Origin of the sequence: Paenibacillus sp. FJAT-27812 (genome assembly GCF_001273905.1) — a bacterium.
Taxonomy (GTDB): domain Bacteria; phylum Bacillota; class Bacilli; order Paenibacillales; family Paenibacillaceae; genus Pristimantibacillus.
Map to the genome: position 1 here is coordinate 833,888 of NZ_LIGH01000001.1, position 21,080 is coordinate 854,967.

General features: G+C 51.4%; 17 protein-coding genes. 7 read left to right on the forward strand and 10 right to left on the reverse strand.

Translation table 11 applies throughout. The features are described from left to right. The first annotated feature begins 50 nt into the window (after nucleotides 1-50). Together ADU23_RS03570 and ADU23_RS03575 are read left to right on the forward strand one after the other, a co-directional pair. Complete coding sequence (locus ADU23_RS03570) at nucleotides 51-980, forward strand: ABC transporter ATP-binding protein (RefSeq protein WP_053372492.1); 930 nt, start codon at nucleotides 51-53, stop codon at nucleotides 978-980. Next, entirely contained in the window at nucleotides 981-2,102 is a 1,122-nt protein-coding gene (locus ADU23_RS03575; RefSeq protein WP_053372493.1) for an ABC transporter permease, read from the forward strand. A gap of 72 nt (nucleotides 2,103-2,174) precedes the next feature. Here the strand turns inward: ADU23_RS03575 and ADU23_RS03580 are convergent, their stop codons facing one another. From ADU23_RS03580 to ADU23_RS03605, 6 genes are all read right to left on the reverse strand, one after another. Further along, nucleotides 2,175-3,143 (reverse strand): cation diffusion facilitator family transporter, encoded by a 969-nt coding sequence (locus ADU23_RS03580; protein ID WP_053372494.1) that lies wholly within the window; start codon nucleotides 3,141-3,143, stop codon nucleotides 2,175-2,177. A gap of 269 nt (nucleotides 3,144-3,412) precedes the next feature. After that, nucleotides 3,413-5,098 (reverse strand): FAD-dependent oxidoreductase, encoded by a 1,686-nt coding sequence (locus ADU23_RS03585; RefSeq protein ID WP_053372495.1) that lies wholly within the window; start codon nucleotides 5,096-5,098, stop codon nucleotides 3,413-3,415. A gap of 187 nt (nucleotides 5,099-5,285) precedes the next feature. Then, nucleotides 5,286-6,776 (reverse strand): glycerol kinase GlpK, encoded by a 1,491-nt coding sequence (gene glpK / locus ADU23_RS03590; protein ID WP_053372496.1) that lies wholly within the window; start codon nucleotides 6,774-6,776, stop codon nucleotides 5,286-5,288. A 29-nt stretch (nucleotides 6,777-6,805) separates the two neighbouring features. Next, on the reverse strand, nucleotides 6,806-7,360 hold the full coding sequence (locus ADU23_RS03595) for a glycerol-3-phosphate responsive antiterminator (RefSeq protein ID WP_053377445.1): 555 nt from the start codon (nucleotides 7,358-7,360) through the stop codon (nucleotides 6,806-6,808). A 41-nt stretch (nucleotides 7,361-7,401) separates the two neighbouring features. Further along, nucleotides 7,402-8,454, reverse strand: coding sequence for a LacI family DNA-binding transcriptional regulator (locus ADU23_RS03600; RefSeq protein ID WP_053372497.1), 1,053 nt, complete (start codon nucleotides 8,452-8,454; stop codon nucleotides 7,402-7,404). Nucleotides 8,455-8,674: 220 nt separating this feature from the next. Continuing rightward, the gene (locus tag ADU23_RS03605; RefSeq protein ID WP_053372498.1) at nucleotides 8,675-11,335 is read right to left on the reverse strand and encodes a glycoside hydrolase family 78 protein; all 2,661 of its coding nucleotides are present in this window, start codon (nucleotides 11,333-11,335) and stop codon (nucleotides 8,675-8,677) included. 217 nt (nucleotides 11,336-11,552) lie between these two features. Here ADU23_RS03605 and ADU23_RS03610 point away from each other — a divergent pair, with 217 nt between their 5' ends. From ADU23_RS03610 to ADU23_RS03615, 3 genes are read left to right on the forward strand one after another with little or no spacing between them, the layout of a single operon-like run. Next, complete coding sequence (locus ADU23_RS03610; RefSeq protein ID WP_053372499.1) at nucleotides 11,553-12,440, forward strand: AraC family transcriptional regulator; 888 nt, start codon at nucleotides 11,553-11,555, stop codon at nucleotides 12,438-12,440. A 16-nt stretch (nucleotides 12,441-12,456) separates the two neighbouring features. After that, a complete protein-coding gene (locus ADU23_RS32635; protein WP_157265580.1) occupies nucleotides 12,457-12,618 on the forward strand; it encodes a hypothetical protein in 162 nt (53 codons plus the stop codon). A 48-nt stretch (nucleotides 12,619-12,666) separates the two neighbouring features. Continuing rightward, the gene (locus ADU23_RS03615; protein WP_053372500.1) at nucleotides 12,667-13,311 is read left to right on the forward strand and encodes a metal-dependent hydrolase; all 645 of its coding nucleotides are present in this window, start codon (nucleotides 12,667-12,669) and stop codon (nucleotides 13,309-13,311) included. Nucleotides 13,312-13,375: 64 nt separating this feature from the next. On the opposite strand, the gene ADU23_RS03620 is transcribed toward ADU23_RS03615, so the two are convergent. Next, nucleotides 13,376-14,860 (reverse strand): amidase family protein, encoded by a 1,485-nt coding sequence (locus ADU23_RS03620; RefSeq protein ID WP_053372501.1) that lies wholly within the window; start codon nucleotides 14,858-14,860, stop codon nucleotides 13,376-13,378. A gap of 147 nt (nucleotides 14,861-15,007) precedes the next feature. Then, a complete protein-coding gene (locus ADU23_RS03625; RefSeq protein ID WP_053372502.1) occupies nucleotides 15,008-15,481 on the reverse strand; it encodes a DinB family protein in 474 nt (157 codons plus the stop codon). Between the two features lie 194 nt (nucleotides 15,482-15,675). Between ADU23_RS03625 and ADU23_RS03630 the strand changes: the two genes are divergently transcribed. After that, on the forward strand, nucleotides 15,676-16,578 hold the full coding sequence (locus ADU23_RS03630; protein ID WP_053372503.1) for a LysR family transcriptional regulator: 903 nt from the start codon (nucleotides 15,676-15,678) through the stop codon (nucleotides 16,576-16,578). A gap of 458 nt (nucleotides 16,579-17,036) precedes the next feature. Here the strand turns inward: ADU23_RS03630 and ADU23_RS03635 are convergent, their stop codons facing one another. After that, nucleotides 17,037-18,014, reverse strand: coding sequence for a DMT family transporter (locus tag ADU23_RS03635; RefSeq protein WP_053372504.1), 978 nt, complete (start codon nucleotides 18,012-18,014; stop codon nucleotides 17,037-17,039). Between the two features lie 113 nt (nucleotides 18,015-18,127). On the opposite strand from ADU23_RS03635, the gene ADU23_RS03640 reads away from it, so the two are divergent. After that, on the forward strand, nucleotides 18,128-19,480 hold the full coding sequence (locus ADU23_RS03640; RefSeq protein WP_053372505.1) for an aminotransferase-like domain-containing protein: 1,353 nt from the start codon (nucleotides 18,128-18,130) through the stop codon (nucleotides 19,478-19,480). A gap of 3 nt (nucleotides 19,481-19,483) precedes the next feature. On the opposite strand, the gene pruA is transcribed toward ADU23_RS03640, so the two are convergent. After that, nucleotides 19,484-21,031: an L-glutamate gamma-semialdehyde dehydrogenase gene (gene pruA, locus ADU23_RS03645; protein WP_053372506.1), complete on the reverse strand. Its 1,548-nt coding sequence runs from the start codon at nucleotides 21,029-21,031 to the stop codon at nucleotides 19,484-19,486. Nucleotides 21,032-21,080 lie beyond the last annotated feature (49 nt).

Sequence of the window (21,080 nt, forward strand, 5' to 3'; positions counted from 1 at the left end):
TTTGTTTAACAAAGCAATTTTGCTTCAAAAAACGTTAAGGAGGTTACATAATGCCCGTTTTGGAAGTGCGTAATTTGAAGAAAACCTATGGCTCAGTCCACGCGGTAGAAGACATCAGCTTCACGGTAGAAGCCGGCGAGGTGTTCACCATTATAGGACCAAACGGCGCAGGCAAGACGACTACGCTTGAAATGATTGAAGGGCTGCAATCGCCGGACGCGGGCCAAATCACGTTTGGCGCTTTAAATTGGACCAGGAATAGCGAGCAAATCAAAGTGTCCATCGGCGTGCAGCCCCAATCCAGCGCGTTGTTCGATCTATTGACGGTAGAAGAAAATTTGGATTTGTTTGCGACCTTCTATCCGAAATCAAGGCCGGCATCAGACGTGCTCGAAATGATTAACCTTACGGACCAGCGAGATAAGCATGTCAAAAAGCTGTCCGGCGGACAAAAGCAGCGGCTTGCAATCGGGCTTGCGATGATTAATGATCCGACGATCATTTTCCTTGATGAGCCGACAACCGGACTTGATCCGCAGGCAAGGCGCAACATATGGGACATCATTCTCAAGCTGAAGGAGCTTGGCAAAACGACCATTTTGACGACGCATTACATGGAAGAGGCGGAGAAGCTAAGCGACCGTGTCTGCATCGTCGACCAAGGAAAAATCGTCACGCTCGATACGCCTGCCGCCCTAATCGATCGGCTTACGAAGGAACGCGAGGTACGGCTCACCTTTCTTGACGGCGCCGACGCCGCGATCGAAACCGAAAAGGTAGCGACCCTCCAGCCTACAGTCGTGCGGACGAATCGCGAGGGCGCTTCGCTCCAGCTTTGGACGACGCAGCCCGAAGAAACGCTCTATGAGCTGTTCGGCTTCACGAAAGACCGAGGCTTCCGGGTCGAGCAAATTTCGATTCGCGAAATGAGCCTCGAAGATGTATTCATCGCCTTCACCGGCAAGGAATGGAGGGATTAAATGAACAGCGCCAAGCAATTTTCCAAAATGTTCACCGCGCAGATTAAGATGATGTTCCGCGAGAAACAAGTATGGTTTTGGAATATCTTTTTCCCCGTTATTTTGATGGTGTTATTTATGATTATTTTCGGAGGCGGCTCGGGAGACAGCTTTAAAGCCAAAATCGCAGTTGTTGATCCACAGCCTAACGCAACCTCAAGCATGCTGCTGGAACAGCTGCGGCAAATACCTGTACTAGAGTTCAAAGAGGAGCAGCCCGTAACGAAAGAAGCCGGCAATACGCTCGTGGAGAAGCAAGATATTGACGCCCTAATTATTTTACCTGAGTCAGAAGGCGCCGCCACGATGCAGCTCATTGTGAACAAGGCGGATGAACAAGGGGCAACGACACAAGCAATAGCCGGCATTTTAGATCAATTTATTCAGCAGGCGAACTGGTCGGCTGCCGGAGCAACACCTACGTTTAGCTTAACGAAAAGCTCCGTCTCCTCGGGCGCAGACGATTTAAATTATGCGGACTTCCTGCTCACCGGCATGATCGGACTATCCGTTGCCCAAGGCGGACTGTTCGGTATGGTTGATCTTGTCGAGATGCGCAGAAAAGGCTTAATGAAGCGGCTTCGCATGACTCCTGCCAAAATGGGTCTCTACGGGCTGGCCGGCATGGTCGTGCGGCTCGTGCTCGGAATTATCCAAATCGTCATTTTGTCGTTGATCGGCGTATTCGGATTTGGCGCGAACCTTCATATTAACGTGTTCAGCTTGGTTGTTGCTTTTTTTGCAGGCGGATTGGTGTTTAATGCAATGGGGTATTTATTCTCCTCGTTCAGCAAGTCGATGGAGGCTTACATGGGGATGGCCAACATTGCAAGCATGCTCATGATGTTCTTAAGCGGCGTGTTTTTCCCACTCGAAACGCTCCCAACCTGGCTGCAGCCGGTTACGCAGATGCTTCCGCTCACCTACTTTGTGGATGGCATGCGTGACGGCCTCATTTACGCCTCCGGCGTAGCCTCAAGCTCCTTCTGGATCGGTATTGGCATTATGATGTTATGGGGCGTCGTTTCCTTCTTAGTCGGCTCGCAGGTATACAAAGCCAAATCAATTGCCGCTACAAGGTAGACTCTCGCGCAAAAAAAACAGCAGGCAGCGATGCTTCACCAACGCATCGCGCGACCTGCTGTTTTTGCATATTTACACCTTAAATGCGGAATGCTTCAGCTCCGATTTTTCGATTTGGAACGTAGTATGCTCGATGTGAAAATCAGCCGCGATTTGCTGAATCGCTTCCTGCAGCACCTTCTGGCAATCCACGTTGTCTTCGACAACAAGGTGGCAGCTTAAAGCGTCCAGCCCGGACGTAATCGTCCAAATATGGAGATCATGCACCTCTTTTACCCCATCGATGCGGAGCAGTGTCTCCTCGACCTGTCCAGCATCCACGTTAGCCGGCGTTCCCTCCATCAAAATATGAACGGTAGATTTAATGATTCCCCATGCGCTTTTCAAAATAAGAATCGCAACGACTACGCTTATGATCGGATCGGCGATATACCAGGAGAACAAAGACATTAAAATACCAGCTATAATCGCACCAACCGAGCCAAGCGCATCCCCAAGGACATGTAGATAAGCGCTTCGTACATTCAAGTTGTCCTTAACGTCGCCTTTGCGCATAAGGAACCACGCGCTTGCGATGTTAGCCAGCAAACCAATGCCCGCGATAATCATCATCGTACCGCTCGCCACGGTTGGCGGCTCTCCGAAACGTTTGATCGCTTCGGCGATGATGAAAGCCGCGATGACAAATAACGTAACGTCATTCAGCAACGCGGCTAATATTTCAAAACGATGAAAGCCATAGGTTCGATTCGGGGACTTCGGACGCACCGCGAACCACATTGCCAGTAAACTTAGCGCTAACGCCGCGCTGTCGCTCAGCATATGCCCGGAATCGGACAGCAGCGCCAAAGAATTCGTCACTAACCCCCCGACAAACTCCAGTACCATAATACCCGCAGTAATAATAAGTGCGATCAGCAAGCCTGCTTTATTATTTGGAGCATGTGAGTGACCATGATGACCATGATGGCTATGTGAGTGACCATGGTGGTGGCCGTGGGAATGTTGATCTTCTTTCTTGTCATTTGCGTTGTTGCTCATTGGTGCAGCCTCCTCATTTAACCCTACTAGTCTGTGTCATAACCAATTATTTCATAAGCTCTATTCCATTCCGCTGGATGGATAACGATCAATAACATATGAATAGTTGCTCATATATTGATTATATGTACAACTGGTTAAAATTGCAACAGCATATTTACACACAAATTTTCGCTTCAACCCGTGCGCACCAAAACAAAAAGAGACGCATCTCCGCGCCTCTTTTCACACTCACTCGACCATTAAATTCTCGATTTCAAAATATACCTTTAGCTCCTCAGCGGCTCTACCGCTTCAACCAGCTTCTCTTCCAGCTCCGCTGTATAAGCAGCCCGCTGCTCCTCGCTCCAATGAAGCCGATTCGCCATCGCGGCAATGACCTGCCATTTCCACTGCTGAACATAGCCAATGCGGAAGAACAAATCACCTGTCCGGCGGATAAAGAAGTCCACCGGCTTCACCGTCATTTCTGCTTCAAGCGAATAACGGAGCTGCACCGCCAGCACAAGCGGCAGCCCATAGGCAGCCGCCCATTCCGCCGTCCCTTGAGCCATCGCGAACAGCTGATCCACGTTGGAGCCGTAACGCTGTGCCAAATAAGCCGACTCTTCCTTCGTAAAGCCATAATGAGCGCCTTCAGCCGTTTTCTTTTGCAAAAATAGTTCAAAGCCAGCCGATCCGCCTAAGTCTCCGCCCGACATCGGTATCGATTTTGTTGCGCTTTTGGCAAAGCGAGCGGCACTGCCCTCCTGCCCCAGCAGCTCGACTACTTTGTCAACGACCGTTTCAGCCATCTTGCGGTAGCCGGTCAGCTTTCCCCCTGCGATTGAAATGAGGCCGGACTGCGATACAAAAATTTCGTCTCTGCGCGATATTTCCGACGGCGACTTGCCTTCCTGCTGGATGAGCGGGCGCAGTCCTGCCCAGCTCGATTCCACATCCGCTTCAATAAGCTTCAGCTTCGGGAACATAAAGTTGACGGCATTCAGCAAATAGATACGGTCCTCCAGCGTCATAACGGGATTTACGGTGTTGCCTTTGTAATTGGTATCGGTTGTGCCAAAATAAGTTTTGCCGGCGCGTGGAATCGCGAACACCATGCGTCCATCCGGCGTATCAAAGTAAACCGCTTGACGCAGCGGGAAACGGCTCTTGTCGAACACAAGATGGACGCCCTTCGTCAAACGGAGCGTTTTCCCTTTTTTGGAACCGTCCATTTCACGTATATCATCGACCCAAGGGCCGGTTGCATTGATGATTTTGGCCGCTTTAATCTCATATTCTGTACCGCTGATCGTATCTTTAACGAGTGCGCCTGTTATATTGCCAGACTTGTCGTAGCGCAGCGTCTCCACCTTCGCATAATTGACAGACAAAGCGCCGGTTTCCACCGCTTTCTTCATCACTTCAATCGTCAGCCGCGCATCATCCGTCCGATATTCCACATAATAGCCGCCGCCCTTCAAGCCTTCGCGTTTCAAAAGCGGCTCCTTCGCCAGCGTATCCGCAGCGCTCAGCATCATGCGGCGCTCTTTTCTTTTGACTCCCGCCAAAAAGTCATAAACACGCAGCCCGATCGAAGTCGAGAACTTGCCGAAGGTGCCTCCTTTGTACAGCGGTAGCAGCATCCATTCGGGCGTAGTCACATGCGGTCCATTCTCGTATACGATGGCCCGCTCCTTGCCCACCTCGGCGACGACGCCTACTTCAAATTGCTTTAAGTAGCGCAAGCCTCCGTGCACAAGCTTCGTGGAACGGCTCGATGTGCCCGCCGCAAAGTCCTGCATTTCAACCAGCGCCACTTTCATCCCGCGCGCAGCAGCATCAAGCGCAATACCCGCTCCCGTGATGCCGCCGCCAATAACCAGCACATCAATGGGTGAAGACTGCATGTCCGCCAGCACCTGCTCACGATTTTGCGCTGCAAAAATTTCCTTGCCCTTATGATTGTTCATTATGATTTCCTCCGATTCTCTATCCATATAATGTTCTGCCAAATTGGTCTGGTTACTCCTCATTTAACAAATATAAACAAAAAAACCACTCAAACCGCTTCCTAGCCCTTAAAAAAGGGTTTGGAAGCGGTCTTCGTGGTTTCTCCTAGTCTCCAACCGTTATTAACTTATCGACATTATAACATCATTATTGCGCAAAAGCCATGGCCGCTTTGACCGCGCGGTGCCAGCCCTTATATAAATCCTCACGTGTCTCATCCGCCATCGATGGCTCAAACAACCGATCCACCTTCCGCAGCTTGGCAAGCTCCTCGCGGTTTTCCCAGAAGCCGACAGCAAGACCCGCCAAATAAGCGGCTCCAAGCGCCGTCGATTCATTGACTACCGGTCTCTCTACCGGTACGCCCAGCAAGTCGCTTTGGAATTGCATAAGCAAATTATTCAGCGTCGCTCCCCCGTCTACGGACAGCGATTGCAGCGGCAATCCCGATTCTTCCTCCATAGCCGATAGGACATCCTTCGTCTGGTAAGCCAAAGATTCGAGCACGGCGCGGATAAAATGCGCCTTCGACGTTCCGCGCGTCAGACCAAATACCGCGCCTCTGACATCGCTGTTCCAATAAGGCGTGCCAAGTCCTACGAATGCCGGAACGACGTAGACGCCATCCGTCGATTCGACCTGCTCCGCCAGACCTTCGGTCTCGGATGCCGATTCGATAAGCTCAAGCCCATCGCGGAGCCACTGGATTGCAGCTCCCGCAACAAATACGCTGCCTTCGAGCGCATATTCGAGCTTGCCGTCCACCTCCCATGCAATGGTGGTGAGCAACCCTCTCTCGGATACGATTGCTTTAACACCCGTGTTCATGAGCATAAAGCAGCCCGTTCCATAGGTATTTTTTGTGTTTCCCTCATCGTACGCATTTTGCCCGAATAACGCCGCTTGCTGGTCGCCCGCCGCTCCCGCTACCGGTATTGCGCCCCCCAGCAGCCCGGTATCAAGCCGGCCATACACCTCGGAGGAAGAGCGTACCTCTGGCAGCATCGCTTTTGGAATGTTCAAAATATGCAAAAGCTCATCATCCCAGCTCCGCTCATGAATGTTGAACATCAGCGTCCGCGATGCATTCGAGACATCCGTTACATGCACCAGCCCGCCGGTTAAATTCCATATGAGCCAAGTATCAATCGTGCCAAACAGCAGCTCGCCCTTCTCCGCTCGCTCACGGGCGCCATCGACATGGTCCAGCAGCCAGTTCACCTTTGTCCCTGAAAAATAAGCATCGATCAGCAGTCCCGTTTTCGAGTGAAACAGCTGCTCATATCCGCCTTGCTTCAGCGCTTCGCAGATGTCTGCGGTTTGGCGCGACTGCCATACAATCGCATGGTGAATGGGGTGACCGGTCTTCTTATCCCAGACAACCGTCGTCTCCCGTTGATTCGTAATTCCGATTCCAGCGATTTGCTCAGCCGTTACGCCAGACCTTTCCAGAAGCTCCGCCATCACCTTCTTCGTTGATTCCCATATAAACATAGCGTCCGCTTCAACCCAGCCTGCGTGCGGGTAATGCAGAGGAAGCTCTTCCCGTTCCATATCTATAATAGTCCCGCTTCGATCCACGAGCAGCGCGCGCGTGCTTGTCGTGCCCTGATCGAGCGATAGTATATATTTATCCATTTTAACCTCCTCCTTCACATGCCAAAGGGCTAATCCGCAGCCTTCCACAGCTCTTTCCGCGATGTCGTGATCGCCGTTGCGCCGGCTTCGAGCGCCTGCTTTACATGCTCCTGCGTCCGTATAAGCCCACCCGCAATAATCGGAATGCCGCTCCGCCTCTTAACCTCGCTGATGATATCCGGTATGACGCCCGGCAGCACCTCGATGAAATCAGGGCGATTTTTGTCCAGACCCGTATAGCTTCTCTCCAGCGCATCCGAATCGATAAGGAACAGCCGTTGAATGGCAATCAGCCCGTTCTGCTTCGTGCGGCCAATGACGCTGGAGCGAGTGGATATAAGGCCCGCGGGTCGAATGGACTGGCAGAGAAACTCGGCTGCGTATTCGTCATTTTTAAGTCCGTCAATCAGATCCGCGTGCAGCAGTACCTTTTTGTCATGCTGCCTCGCCAGATCAACTATATTTTTCAACTGCCCCAAATGTCCTCCGAGCAGCACCATAAAAGCATAAGGCGAAGCAAGCACCGCCTCCACATCCTTCAGCTTATGCACAGCCGGCAATACGTTCTGACCGTTCAGCAACAAAGACAAGCCTGCCACCTCCGCGCGTATTCGGATAACTTAACTTATTCGTGGTTAATAGGTGCCGCACCGTTCTTCTTGGCTGGCGCCCCGCTGCTCTCGCGTATTTTCAAACGGGTAGGCAATACGATTTTTTTGGCAATTTCCCGCTTGGCGACCAAGCGATCGGCCAGCAGCTCAACCGCGGTTTCGCCCATATGCTCCATATGAACCTTAACGGTTGTGAGCGGCGGCTGCAAAAACTCAGCTATGGCGATGTCGTTGTACCCAATGATCGAAATATCATGCGGGATCTGCAACTTCGCTTCATGCAGCGCCCGCAGCGCGCCCACTGCCATGGAATCATTTTCAATAAAAAAGGCCGTTGGCACCTTATTTCCCGACAAAGCCTTCTTCATCAGCTTATAGCCGTCCTCGGAATATAAATGGTTGCCCGTATACACCAGCTCCGGATCGAACAGCCCATGGGCAGCCAACTGGTCCATAAATACTTTCTCGCGCTCATCCCGCACACGCTTATTGTTCACCTTATTATGCCCGCCGATATAACCGATCGTTTCATGGCCTAAGCCAATCAGATAATCGACCACCTCGGAAACGGACTTGCGCAAATCAATGACTACGGAATCAAAGCGGTTGTCGTCAGGAGAGGAATCGACGAAGACGATGCTGCTAAGGCCGATCGGAAAACGATCCAAATCCTCCTTCTCGAACCGCCCAATCGCAATCATGCCGTCGAGCGACTCGCCGGGCCAGTCCTTGCTGTCCGAATTCCCTTTGGGCTGCATATACAATTTAACCAAATCCATCTTCCGTTGGAAGCATTCACGTTCAATGCCGAGCCTGATCGCCAAATAATACGGATCAAGCATTTCCTCCTGATCGGAATACCAGTTCAGAAGCCCAACCCGGTACCGCTCCTTGACAGCAATGCCGCTGCGCTGTCGCAGCGTCTTGTAATTTAATTGCTGTGCTGCCTCGAAAATGCGTTTGCGGGTTTCATCAGCCACCGAAATGCCCGGATCATAATTAAGCACCCGTGATACCGTTGCGATCGATACATTTGCTTTTTGCGCAATTTCTTTAATCGTAGCCATACTACCGTTCCTTCCTGCAAGGCATGGAATACGTGATGTAAGCGATTTCTCTTTTATGGGTAAAATTATACGTTGTTTTTACTAAAAATCAAGAACAATTTATCGATTTCACCGCAAAAAGCAAAAGGCTGCCCTTAGGTGTCAGCACCTGTAGAGCAGCCTTGCTTGACCTTTTATGCATTATTTCGATGCATACGTGCATAAGTAAAAAACGTGCATCCTACCATGCAAGCTGGTAGCTGCCTGATCCGACATGAATGGAAACGCCAGCTTCCGTTTCCGATACAGCCGTTACGCCCAAAGCTCCCTTAAGCGAGCCTCCGCTCTCGGTTACCTTTGCCCCGGCAGACGCCCCCGGCAACCGAATCTCCGCAGCCGTGTTCGGCGGAATCGTTACATCTAGCGTAATGGCTCCGTCCTCCGACTTCACCCATTTGGAGCTGACCTTCCCGTACAACGTTTGCAAGCTTCCCTCCGCCCAGCTAAGCCCCTCGCCCGGCTGCGGCGCAATCAAGATTTGCTTGTAGCCAGGCGCCGACTCAACCGTTTGAATGCCTGCGACTGTGCGGTACATCCAATCGCCAATGGCGCCATACGCATAGTGATTGAAGGAGTTCATATTTTTGCTCCAGAAGCTGCCATCCTCCTTGATGCCGTCCCAGTGCTCCCATATCGTCGTTGCACCCTTCGTTACCGGATAGAGCCATGACGGATAAGTTTGCTGCAGCAGCAGCTTATAAGCCGCCTCGTTCTGGCCAAATGCGCTAAGCACATGATTCAAATACGGCGTACCAACAAATCCTGTCGTCAGGTGAAACTTATTTTGCTCGAGCAGCTCGGCAAGCTTGGCAATCGCCCGCTTCTCTGCCGTTTCATCCAGCAGCCCGAACATGAGGGCAAGCACTTGAGCCGTTTGGGTCGGCACGGCCAGCCTGCCCGTAGCGGTCACGAATTCCTCGCGCAGAGCGGCTAGAATTTGCGCATAAAGCTCCTGATACGTCGCCGCATCCTCTGTCTCATTCAGCACGGCTGCCGTCTTCTGGACAAGCGATACCGAATACGCGTAAAAGGCTGTCGCAATAAAGTCCCGATCGGTCGCTCCCACGTAATCGCCGGATTTGGCATCAAGCCCAAGCCAATCGCCAAAATGAAAACCGGTGTTCCACAAAAACTCGTTATCCCCCTGACGCCGGACGTAGGACACCCAAGCCTTCATGCTGTCATACTGCTCCTCCAATATTCGCTTATCGCCGTAACAAACATAAATGGTCCACGGGCAAATGACTGCCGCATCCCCCCATGCCGCCGAGGAGCTGTCGTTCTCGCCAAGCACCTGCGGAATAACGAAAGGCACACTTCCGTCTTCGCCTTGATCAGCCTCCAAATCCCGCAGCCACTTGGCGAAAAAAGGCGCTACATTCGATAAGTAAGACGCCGTTTGGATGAACATTTGTGCATCTCCGGTCCACCCAAGCCGCTCATCCCGCTGCGGACAGTCGGTCGGCACGTCGAGGAAATTGCCCTTCAAGCCCCATTTGATGTTGCGCTGAAGCTGATTGACCAGCGGCTCCGAGCACTCGAACAAGCCGGTATCCTCCATATCGGAATGGAGCACCACGCCTGTAAAATCGTCCAGCTCCAGCTTCTCGGGAAATCCGATGAGCTGCACGTACCGAAAGCCTTGAAACGTAAATCGCGGCTCATACATTTCACGCTCGGCGCCCTTTTGCACATACTTGATCGTCTGCTTTGCCGCACGCAAATTATCGGTGTAGAAATTACCCTCATGGTCGAGCACCTCGGCATGCAGCAGCGTTACTTCAGCCCCCGCTTCTCCCTGCAGCGCAAATTGCACCCATCCGACCATATTTTGGCCAAAATCAAGCACCCGCTCCCCTTTTGGCGTCGTAAAGAACGCTATCGGCTTCAGCCTCTCCTGCTTGCGTACGGGCTCGTTTATTTGCGGCGTCAGCATTTGCTTCCCATGCTGCAGCAATTCTACCGCCTGCCAGCCTCCTTCGCCGTCATCATAATCTGCCGTACTCCAGCCCTCTCGTTCCAGGCGTGCGTCATACGTTTCGCCATGATAGATTTCCGAAAGCTGAACCTGACTGATCGCCGCTTTCCAGCTATTGTCGGTTACGATCAGCTCTTCCCTTCCATCCTCATACACGATACGTATTTGCAGCAGCAGAGCTAGACGATCGCCGTACAAGCAGCGCTGCTCACTCCAAGCCAAATTCCCTTTGTACCAGCCATTTCCGAGGTAAGCGCCAATCGCATTTCCGCTTGGCGCAAGGAGCTCGGTTATATCATAGGTTTGTGTTTGCAGCGTATGGCTGTAACTCGTCCAGCCCGGCGTAAAGTAGCTGTCGCCCACCCGTTGTCCATTAAGCTCAAGCTCGTAGAGCCCAAGTGCAGTCGCGTACAAGCGGGCTTCCTTCACAGCGCCTGTGAGAGCAAAGGTTTTCCTCAGCATCGGGGATGGCTCGGACTCAACTTGCAGCAGGTCAAGCGGCGCTGATATCCATTCCCCCACCCATTCCTTAGGACTTAGAATGCCCATCTCCCAGAAAGCCGTCTCTGACCAAGCAGACTGCTCGCCCCGCTGATTCCATACCCGGACACGGTAGTAATAACGCTTACAAGATTCAGCCGTAAACGACTTTAGCTCCACATGCGTGGATTGCTCCGATTCCATGCGGCCCGATTGCCAGATCACGTCAGCAAAACGATCATCCGAAGCAAGCTCAATCTCATAAGCAGACTGGCTTACCGCTCTCTCTTCTGAATGAAGCTTCCAGCCCAAACGTGGTGCTGCCGCACCGATTCCGATCGGATTTTTCTGATATTCGCAGCGCAGTTCTCTAATCTCTAGCATTAAGTTATCCTCCTTCAGGTATAACGGAATTAAGCTTCCATAGCCTTGCGCTCGAAAATGCCGATATTTATTGCGTGTTCGCCTTCCTTGCCTCTACGCTTTCCTCTATAATTATAAAAAAGCAGAGCGATAAAAATGCAGGTATAACGGACAACTTGATGCGGTAATCCGGACATTTTCACAAAAGGCAGAGAAATCTGCGTTGGGAGCGCAAACGATGAATCATCACGTAGAAACGTTCCGCGGAGAGCACTTTTTCCAAAAAAATCAGCTGCTATACGTTAATCGCGCCACAGAGAACATTACGAGCCCCTATCATGATCACGATTTTCTTGAATGCGTCTATATCGCAGAGGGAGCCGGCTACCATCATATCGGGGATCAGGTTCATAAGGTTCGCAAGGGGCAGGTTTTTTTCATTCCTATCGGCACTTCGCATGTGTTCAGGCCAATCTCCGCAAATAAGGCAGTGAGCCCTTTGAGCGTATTCAATTGTGTCTTTTCTCCGCTGCTGCTGCATAAGCTTAGTGCATTCGCCTCCGATTACAGCATCGTCCAGTTTATGAGTGACATGGAAAGCGGACATTCTCCCTACTATTCCTGCATGGATACGCATGACCAGTTCGAGAAGCTCTTTCTAGCCCTGCACAGAGAATATGAGCTTCCGCAAACGGGCTCCTCTGATTACTTGCATTCCCTGCTGCTGCAGCTGATCATCGCTTTGCAGCGATCGATGGAGCAATCCCGCCCGTCCCCCGCTCCGAGGCAAACGGTTTTTATCAAGCTGTTAAATGATCTCGAGCAGCATTATGATCAGGAGCTGACGCTAGCTAGGCTGGCTGAGGCAAGCGGCTGGAGCGAACGGCATCTGCAGCGTCTCTTCCGGCAGCATGCGAACCAAAGCTTCCACCGCTACCTGCAAAATGTACGCATCCAAAAGAGCCAAGAGCTGCTTCGCGGCTCCCAGCTCAAAATCAGCACGATTGCCGAGATGGTCGGCTACAAGGATATTCATTCTTTTAACACCTTGTTTAAAAGATGCACCGGAATGACGCCAAGCGTATATCGCAAAGAATCGGACCCAGGCGATATGTCAAATCGATAGGAGGTTCTTCGTCAGCATGTTTACGTTAAAGGAAAAGCTCTACCTGCTAGAGCTGCTCAAAAAACAAAATCGCAAACGGCTTCTAAGCTTTGGCAAAAAAGACCCGGCTCACGACCGGCTTGTAGAGAAGCTTGAGCAAATGGTTCGCAATGAGCAGGTAAACCGAGAACAACTATAATAGGCTGTCATCATTCATGCACACGCATCGTCAGTCACAGGAGGATTTATGACAGGAAAGACTCATCTAGCGATCGGGGCAGCCGTTGGCGCAGCCGCATCGATCTATTACCCGTTCACTTTGGAGCATGCCGCTTTGTACATTGCCGTAGCCGGCTTCTCCGCGTTAAGCGCGGACCTTGACGGCCCTAGCATGCTCAGCTCCAAGCTCAGCAAGGTTTCCAAGCTGATCCGCGAGCTTACGCTATGGTCGGGCTTCCTGCTTGCCGCCATCATTTGTTATTATTTTTTCACCGACCAATCGCCTTCACCGCTATACATAGGCGTAGCAGCGGCCGTCTTCCTGCTTGGCCTCGTGGCGAAGCAGGGCGTCATCCGAAATGTGCTCGCGAGCGCCGTCGGATGCATCGTTATGTACGCCGGCTATTACTATCATATGAACTGGCTGATCGGCTTCGGCCTGTTTTCCGCTTGGGTACCGTGGCTGAAGCATCGCGGCATGACGCATACGATATGGGCCGTCCCGATTTGGGGCGCGATTGGCTGGGGACTCGAGAATCAGCTGCAAATTGACGGCATCGCAATCGTCTCGATGCTCGGTTATTTATCTCATCTCGTAGCGGATACGCTCACGCCGAGCGGTGTGAAATGGCTTTATCCGCTGACGAAAAAATCATTTAAAATCCGGCTGTAGGTTTTTATAAGAGAATAGGCGCAAGCGACGGGCTATAATGCCTGCTGCTTGCGCCTTTTATTTTTCAACTGAAGTCTGTTGGAGGAAAACGATGCTTGGTCGCTTGCTCGAAGCCGTAAGCCAGCTTAATGAGTGTCGGCTCGCTGAAGGCTGTGCCGATAAAGGATATGCCCTGCGGACCTTTAGTCGTATAGCCGCCTTCTGCGATAATACCGGTTTCCGCAAATCCGCCTGGCACCGTAATGACGGGATAACCTGCCCTGGCGGCAAGATCATCGCCATCGTCATTGCCAAGGAACAGCAGCGCATCTAATTGATGCTCCTCCAAAGCGTGATCGATCCCGCCTTTGCCCGCCAGCTCTCTATTTCTAATGAGACTATCCACATATTCCTGCTCGGTCAGCGTCCCGCTCGTTTCCTCTGCCGATATGAGCGTATCTTGACCATATTTTAAAGCAATATCGGCATGCTCTGCATTATAGGCGATAAGCTCCTGCAAGGAATGTACGGGAACCGATTCATCCAGCTTCCCTAGATAATCGTTGATGTATTTTTCGAATTCATAACGCAGCACATGCCAATCCCATTCGACCTTCTCGCACGGCAGTTCAACGGGGTCAATAATGGTGGCGCCTGCCTGCTTCAAGACCCCGATGGCCTCTTCGATAACGGCGAGCCTAGCCTCGTCTAAATCCTTATAGTAAAAACGCGGAATTCCGATCCTTGCCTGCTTCAAATAATCCGTATTCAAAAAAGGCGTATAATCCTTGTAAGCATGCTTCGCCCCCGCTACCGTTACTTCATCCAGCTCATCCGCACCCGTTAGCGCCCCAAGCACGATGGCAGCATCCGTCACCGTTCTTGCCATCGGTCCTGCCGTATCTTGACTGCTCGTAATCGGAATAATGCCGGTTCGGCTTACGAGTCCTATCGTCGGCTTGATTCCCACCAGATTCGTTTGGCTTGCAGGGCTAATGATGGAGCCGGAGGTTTCCGTTCCAATCGCAGCCGCTGCTAAATTCGCGGCAGCCGCAGCGCCTGATCCCGAGCTGGAGCCGCCAATAAACAGCTCTCCCGGCCCATATGGATTAAGCACAAGCCCTCCTCTTGAGCTATAGCCCGCCCACATCGAGCCGGACATAAAATTGGCCCACTCCGTCATATTCGCTTTTCCGAGAAAAACAGCTCCGGCGGCGCGCAGCTGCGATGCAACGAAGGAATCCGCTGCGGCGTAGGAGTTCGCTAAAGCAACTGAGCCTGCGCTCGTGTGCATGTTGTCATGGGTATCTATATTGTCCTTCAAAATAATCGGAATGCCATGCAGGTTGCCCCTGCTTCCGCGCTCGACTCGTTCCTGGTCCAAATCCCTTGCGATTTCAATCGCGTCCGGGTTGACTTCCAAAATGGAGCGAAGCACCCCATCATGTCGTTTAATACGCCCCAGATAAACCTTCACAAGCTCTTCCGAGCTTAACCAGCCTGCTTCCATTGCCGCTTGCATGCTCGCTATATCCGCCTCTATAATCCACTCTTCCATATTTACCTTCATTAGAACCATCCCCCACACGCCCTGCTTCCAGCATTTTCTTCTCTCCATAATATCCAATTTCAGGAAGCGTGTCATCGTAATAAATAGATATAGCCAAACTTTCCTCTATTAGAGCGGTGGGGATGGCGATTTTTTTCGACGCAAGCTTTATTGCTTGTTTTGGATGACCTTAAGCAAGCAGCCACAGGTTGCAAGATGCATCCCTTCATGGACTAATCCAAAGTTCAACAGCTCCCCCGCCCGGTTGAAGGTGAGCGGTCCCAATTGAATCGGCGGTGTGAGAGTTGCCTTCAAGCTGTCTGGAGCCAACTCAGATATAAAGCTAAGCTGATCGGACAGCTGCTGGATTAGCTCTTCCTTCGAAGGAGGGGTGTCCGTCCAGTTCGCTGGCGCCGTGCCGGATTTGAAAAACGATGCGTAAGCTGCGGGAATGGCCGATTGTCGCGAGAAGCCAAGCGACATGTAGACATCCATCCAATAAATCATGTGTCCAACGTTCCAGCGCACCGTGTTGTTATAGGCATCAGGCTGAATGTCGAACAGTTCCTCAGGGATCGCCTGCACCTGCTGAAGCACCAATTGACGAACCGTTTGAGCCGTTTTGATCATCATTTCTGACATGTTGATTTCCTCCTTTATAATGTGACGCGCTTGATATGTTCCAAGTGTAGATCTCCTGGAAATTTTCATCAATGCAGTGCACATTACCGGAACGTTAAGTGTAAGTTAACGATTATTCATTGACAGAAAAAGAGGATGAAGTGACAATAATGATGCAAGGCAATCAGCGATGCTATTGAAAGCAGGTGTGCGTTATGGAGTTAAGGCAGCTGCAGTATTTTATGGCGATTTGTGAGGAGCTTCACTTCACGAGAGCAGCCGATAAGATGGGCGTCAGCGCGCCCAACGTCAGCCAGCAGATAAGGAAATTGGAGGAAGAATTAGAGGTTTTGCTGTTCGATCGTGTAGGTAAAACAATCGTCCTCACAGAAGCCGGAGCGATTCTTCATGAGCATGGCGCTGCCGTGTTCGGGCATCTGCAGCAAGCGAGCGATGCGATTGCGGATTTAAAAAAAATGCAAGGCGGATCGTTATCGATCGGTGTCTTGCCCGGTGACGCGGATCTGATGTTTAATGCCTTGCTGCTAAACTTTCATCAAACCTATCCCACCATTTCGCTGTCTCTTTTGGAAACCACCAAAGTAACCGAACAAGTTCTGGATAGGAGCATCGATGTTGGCGTAACGACCGGGCCTGTTATCGATGATCGTCTCACGTCCATTCCTTTGTTTCATGAAGAGTTCTCATTGGCGGTCAGCATCAATGATCCCCTTGCCGCGGAGAGCTTCATCTCCTTGAGCAGACTGGACACCTTGAAGCTCGTCATGTTCCCATCCGACCATCAGTGCCGCAAGCTGATCGACCGCTTCTGCATGGATAAAGGTTTTACGCTGCGTCCGCATATGGTGACGACAACCTTATCATCCCTCCTCCAGATGGTGCAAAGCGGAGCTGGCGCCTGTGTTCTGCCGCGGCTGCTGCTCGATAATCTTCCTTATCCCGACATCAAGGTGCTGCCTCTAAAAAATCCTACGCCTTCTCAAGACATTTGTCTCATCTATCGCAGCGACCGATATATCGGACATGCCATGCGCACGTTTATAAAGATTCTAAGAGCCTATATAGAGTCCGCGATCCATCATGCGAAGTCTTCTTAAATAACACGCAGCTTGACTGTAGTGCGGTGTTCCCCACAATTGGTTTGATGCGCCTGTCTTCAAACAAACTGTGGGGAAACGCCAGCATATAGACAAAAATGTTCCTACGATGGAGCAGGAGCATCCCCATGTACAGTCCGGGCAATACGATAAACGCAGCCGATTTTTGATAACCGGAATGCTAACTCTATTTGGCACGATACTCTCCCACCACAAACTTTGCTCGCCCCGCACACTCCCATCACATCACAGACTGCTTCTGCTCACTCGCATGACACTCTCTCAACATAATACGACTCGCCACAAACGGCGCTCTCCCAGCATTGCCGTGCTTGAAACATCAATTTGCCAACAAGCATATACAATACGAGAAATGGCGGTGAGCCATCTATTACCCGCTGCGCTGGCTATGAAGCCTGCGCGCCGGTGGTTTAGCGTTATTTTCAGATAGGCTATCGTTATCCGTTCTTATTCATCGCTTGATCAGATACTTTGGGAGGAAGCGCCGCCTTCCTCCTTCCCCATGTCCCCGCATTCGCGCCTAGCACGCCCGCGATGATGACAGCTGCCCCGATAATGTGGTAATACGCAAGCTGCTCGTTTAAGAAAACGAAACCTCCAATAATCGAAACCAATGTCGCAAGATGATTGAACACGCTAACCTTGGACGCCTCCAGCTTCGATAAAGCATAGTTGCTGAGCAAGCTGGAAATGAGCGAGGAGAGCACGCCCAAATATAAAACCGACAATAGGAACACAGGGCTTGCAAACGGTTCAAAATAAAGCGATAACGTCCCTTCTGCCACATGTTTGCCGACCGCCATCAGGTTGAAAACAAGGAAGCCGATTACCGTCATCACATAGGTCATGGCCATTACCTTCATCCGAGAAGTAAGCTTCCTTGCTAACACGCTATAGCCGGCTAACGCGAGGGCTGACAAAAGAATAAGCAGCGTCCCTTTCATATTTGCCAGATTAATCGACGTACCTTTCATGACAAAAATGAAGATGACGCCTGCCACAGAGAGAAGCGTCGAAAGCTGCTGCAGCCTCGTTGTCCGCTCCTTCAAGAAATACGCTGCCGCAATCATCGTGAAGATCGGCACAGTAGCATGGATAATGCCAGCCTCCGCGGAGGATGTGAATTTTAAGCCAAAGGCTTGAAAAGCAAAAAACATCGAGGGGTATAAGACCGCAAGCGGAAGAACAGCCAGTACATCCCGCGGTGTGATTTGGAGCTTCGCCCACCCGAATAGGACAGGAATAGTTGCCGCGATAAGGGAAACGGTAAAGCGGTGAGCGAGACTATCGAGCGGAGTTGCAACCGTTAAGGCTAATTTTCCAAATAGAAAAGAGAGCCCTACTATGGCCGAATAAATAACGATCGCCGAATAGGCGAAGCGCTTCGTTTTGGCGTCTAATTGTGCTGCTGGCATGACGCACCTCCTAATGAATGTTTATGTTACGTATATCGTATCTCCCCGCCGTGCATGCTACAATAAGGAAAACGGCTATCTGTACCGATACAGATTCGCGAGGAGCCTGTCCGATGTATATCTATTTAAAGCTTATGAACGAGCTAGAAGAACTGATTTTAAAGCAGCCTTATAAGGATGGGCAGAAGCTCCCTTCGATCCGTTCTTTGGCGGAGCAGTACGGCTGCAGCAAGAGCACGATCATTAAGGCGCTCGATGAGCTCGAGAAGCGCCATCTTATTTATGCGATGCCAAAGAGCGGCTATTACGTTGTAAAAGGGACGGATTCTGTCCAAGGCGAAGCGTCGCCAATTTTAAACTTTGCCGATTCCGCACCTGATCCGAATGTATTCCCCTATTTGGATTTTCAGCACTGCATCAATAAAGCGATCGACACTTACCAGAAGGACTTATTCGTATATGGCACTGCCAAAGGGATGACTTCGCTTATCGATGTCGTCCGCAAGCAATTAACGAGCTATCAAGTGTTCGCCGAGGAGCGGAATATATTTGTGGTGTCCGGGGTTCAACAAGCCCTTTCGTTGCTTGCCGCAATCCCCTTCCCAAGCGGCAAGCAGAAGGTGCTGATCGAGCAGCCGGGCTATCATCTGTTTATCGAATATTTGGAGACGCGTCGCATCCCGGTTATCGGGATAGAACGCCGGTTCTCGGGTATAGATTTTGGCAGGCTGGAGGAAATCTTTCGTACGGAGGACATTAAGTTTTTTTATACGATGCCGCGTTTTCACAATCCGCTTGGCTGCTCTTACACGAACAAAGAAAAGAAGCGGCTCGCGAGGCTTGCCGCCAAATACGACGTATACATCGTGGAGGATGATTTCCTCGCCGATTTCGAGCAGGACAGCAAGGCCGATCCGATCTACGCCCATGACGATTCCTCGCATGTCATCTATTTGAAGAGCTACTCCAAAATCATATTTCCCGGCCTGCGCATCGGCATTGCCGTCATCCCTGATCTGCTCACTGGATCGTTTCGGCTGTATAAAAAACAGGACGACATCGACAGCTCCATGCTGTCGCAAGCCGCTCTCGAAATCTATTTGCGCAGCGGCATGTTCGACCGTCACCGCGCCAAAATCCGCAGCAGCTATACGGCTAAGGCCAAGCTCCTTGATGCTGCGCTGGTGAAGGAAGCCGCTCGCAGCGGTGGGGCATTTACCTATGAGCGCCCGAAACATCCGTCCATTCATACGCATATTTTGCTGGATAAAACGCTGTCCGTCCCGCAGATTATTGCAAAATTAAAGAAGGAATCGATTCATCTATTCTCATTGGATAGAGATTATTTGAGCAATTTCCAGAGGGAAAATATATTGAAGCTAAATGCGACTAATGTAAGCGAGGAAGATATAGAAAGAGGAATTGAACGGATTGGCGCTTTACTCATCCAATCCGCCCGCAAATAACGTTTAGAACCTTTCCGATACTAGCTTAGCCTGCGTAAAGAGCAGCAAATAATCACGCCCGCCGGCTTTCGAATCCGTACCGGACATATTAAAGCCGCCGAACGGGTGAACGCCGACCAAGGCACCTGTGCACTTGCGGTTAAAATAAAGGTTGCCGACGTGGAACTGCTCGCGGGCTTGCTCCAATCTGCTGCGGTTGCGCGAGATGACTGCTCCCGTCAATCCGTATTCGGTATTATTAGCGATATCAAGCGCCGCGTCGAAGTTGGCTGCCTTAATAAACGCAAGCACGGGGCCGAATATTTCCTCCTGCGCGATCCGTGCATACGGAGCGACATCCTTGATGATCGTAGGCTCAATGAAATAACCGCTGCTGTCTCCAATTCTCCCTCCTTGCACAATGATGCCTTCGCTGCGCCCAACCTCGATATATTTTAAAATGCTAAGGTATGCCCGCTCATCGATAACCGGACCGACGTAGGTGATTTGCTCGTCTGCCTTCCCGAGCTTCAGCTTCTTCGTCCGCTCGACCACCTTCTCGATTACCTCGTCATAGACAAGCTCATGCACGACCGCACGCGAGCAAGCGGAGCATTTTTGGCCGGCATAGCCGAAAGCGGATGCTGTAATCGCATCGGCTGCCAGATCAAGATCCGCATCCTCGTCAACGATGATCGTATCCTTGCCGCCCATCTCGGCGACCACGCGCTTAATCCACTTCTGGTCCTGCTGGCTGAACGAGGCCTTCTCATTAATGCGCAAACCAACCTCTCGCGAGCCTGTAAAACAAATAAAGCGGGTTAACGGATGCTCTACCAGAAAATCGCCCACCTCGCTGCCGGCGCCTGGCAAGAAATTGACGACGCCATCGGGCAACCCGGCATCCTCCAGCAGCTCAACGAATTTGGCGGCGATGACCGCCGTCGCGCTCGCTGGCTTAAGCACGACCGTATTGCCGGCAACGACCGCCGCCATCGTCATGCCCGCCAATATCGCAAGCGGGAAATTCCACGGCGGAATAATGATGCCAACTCCGAGCGGAATGTAAACGAGCTCGTTATCCTCGCCGGCTGTCGCCACAATCGGCTGGCGCTCCGAGAGCCGCTCCATTTCGCGTCCATAATACTCAAGGAAATCAATGGCCTCCGCCGTATCTCCATCTGCCTCGGCCCAGCTTTTGCCTGCTTCGTATACGAGCCACGCCGAGAACTCATGCTTGCGCCGCCGCAGCAGCGCCGCAGCCTTATACAGCACCCTCGCCCTAGCAGGCGGCGTTACCTTCTTCCAATCCTCAAAGGCTGCCGCAGCGGCAAGTATCGCTTTATGCGCAAGCCCCGTGTCCGCCTGCGATACGATGCCAACCAGCTGCTTCACGTCGGAAGGGTTAATCGATTTGCGCTTTTGAATCGTTTCGATGCGGTCCGGACCAATCTTCAGCGTATATTCCTTGCCAAGCTCCGACTCCACCTTGCGCAGCGCTTCCTGAAAATCATGAATATGATCGGTTACCGAAAAATCGGTAAATGGCTCGTTCTGAAATGGCTCCCGCATAGCCTAATCCCTCCTGCCCATTCGAATCAACGCTGAATGCTCGTTGTCC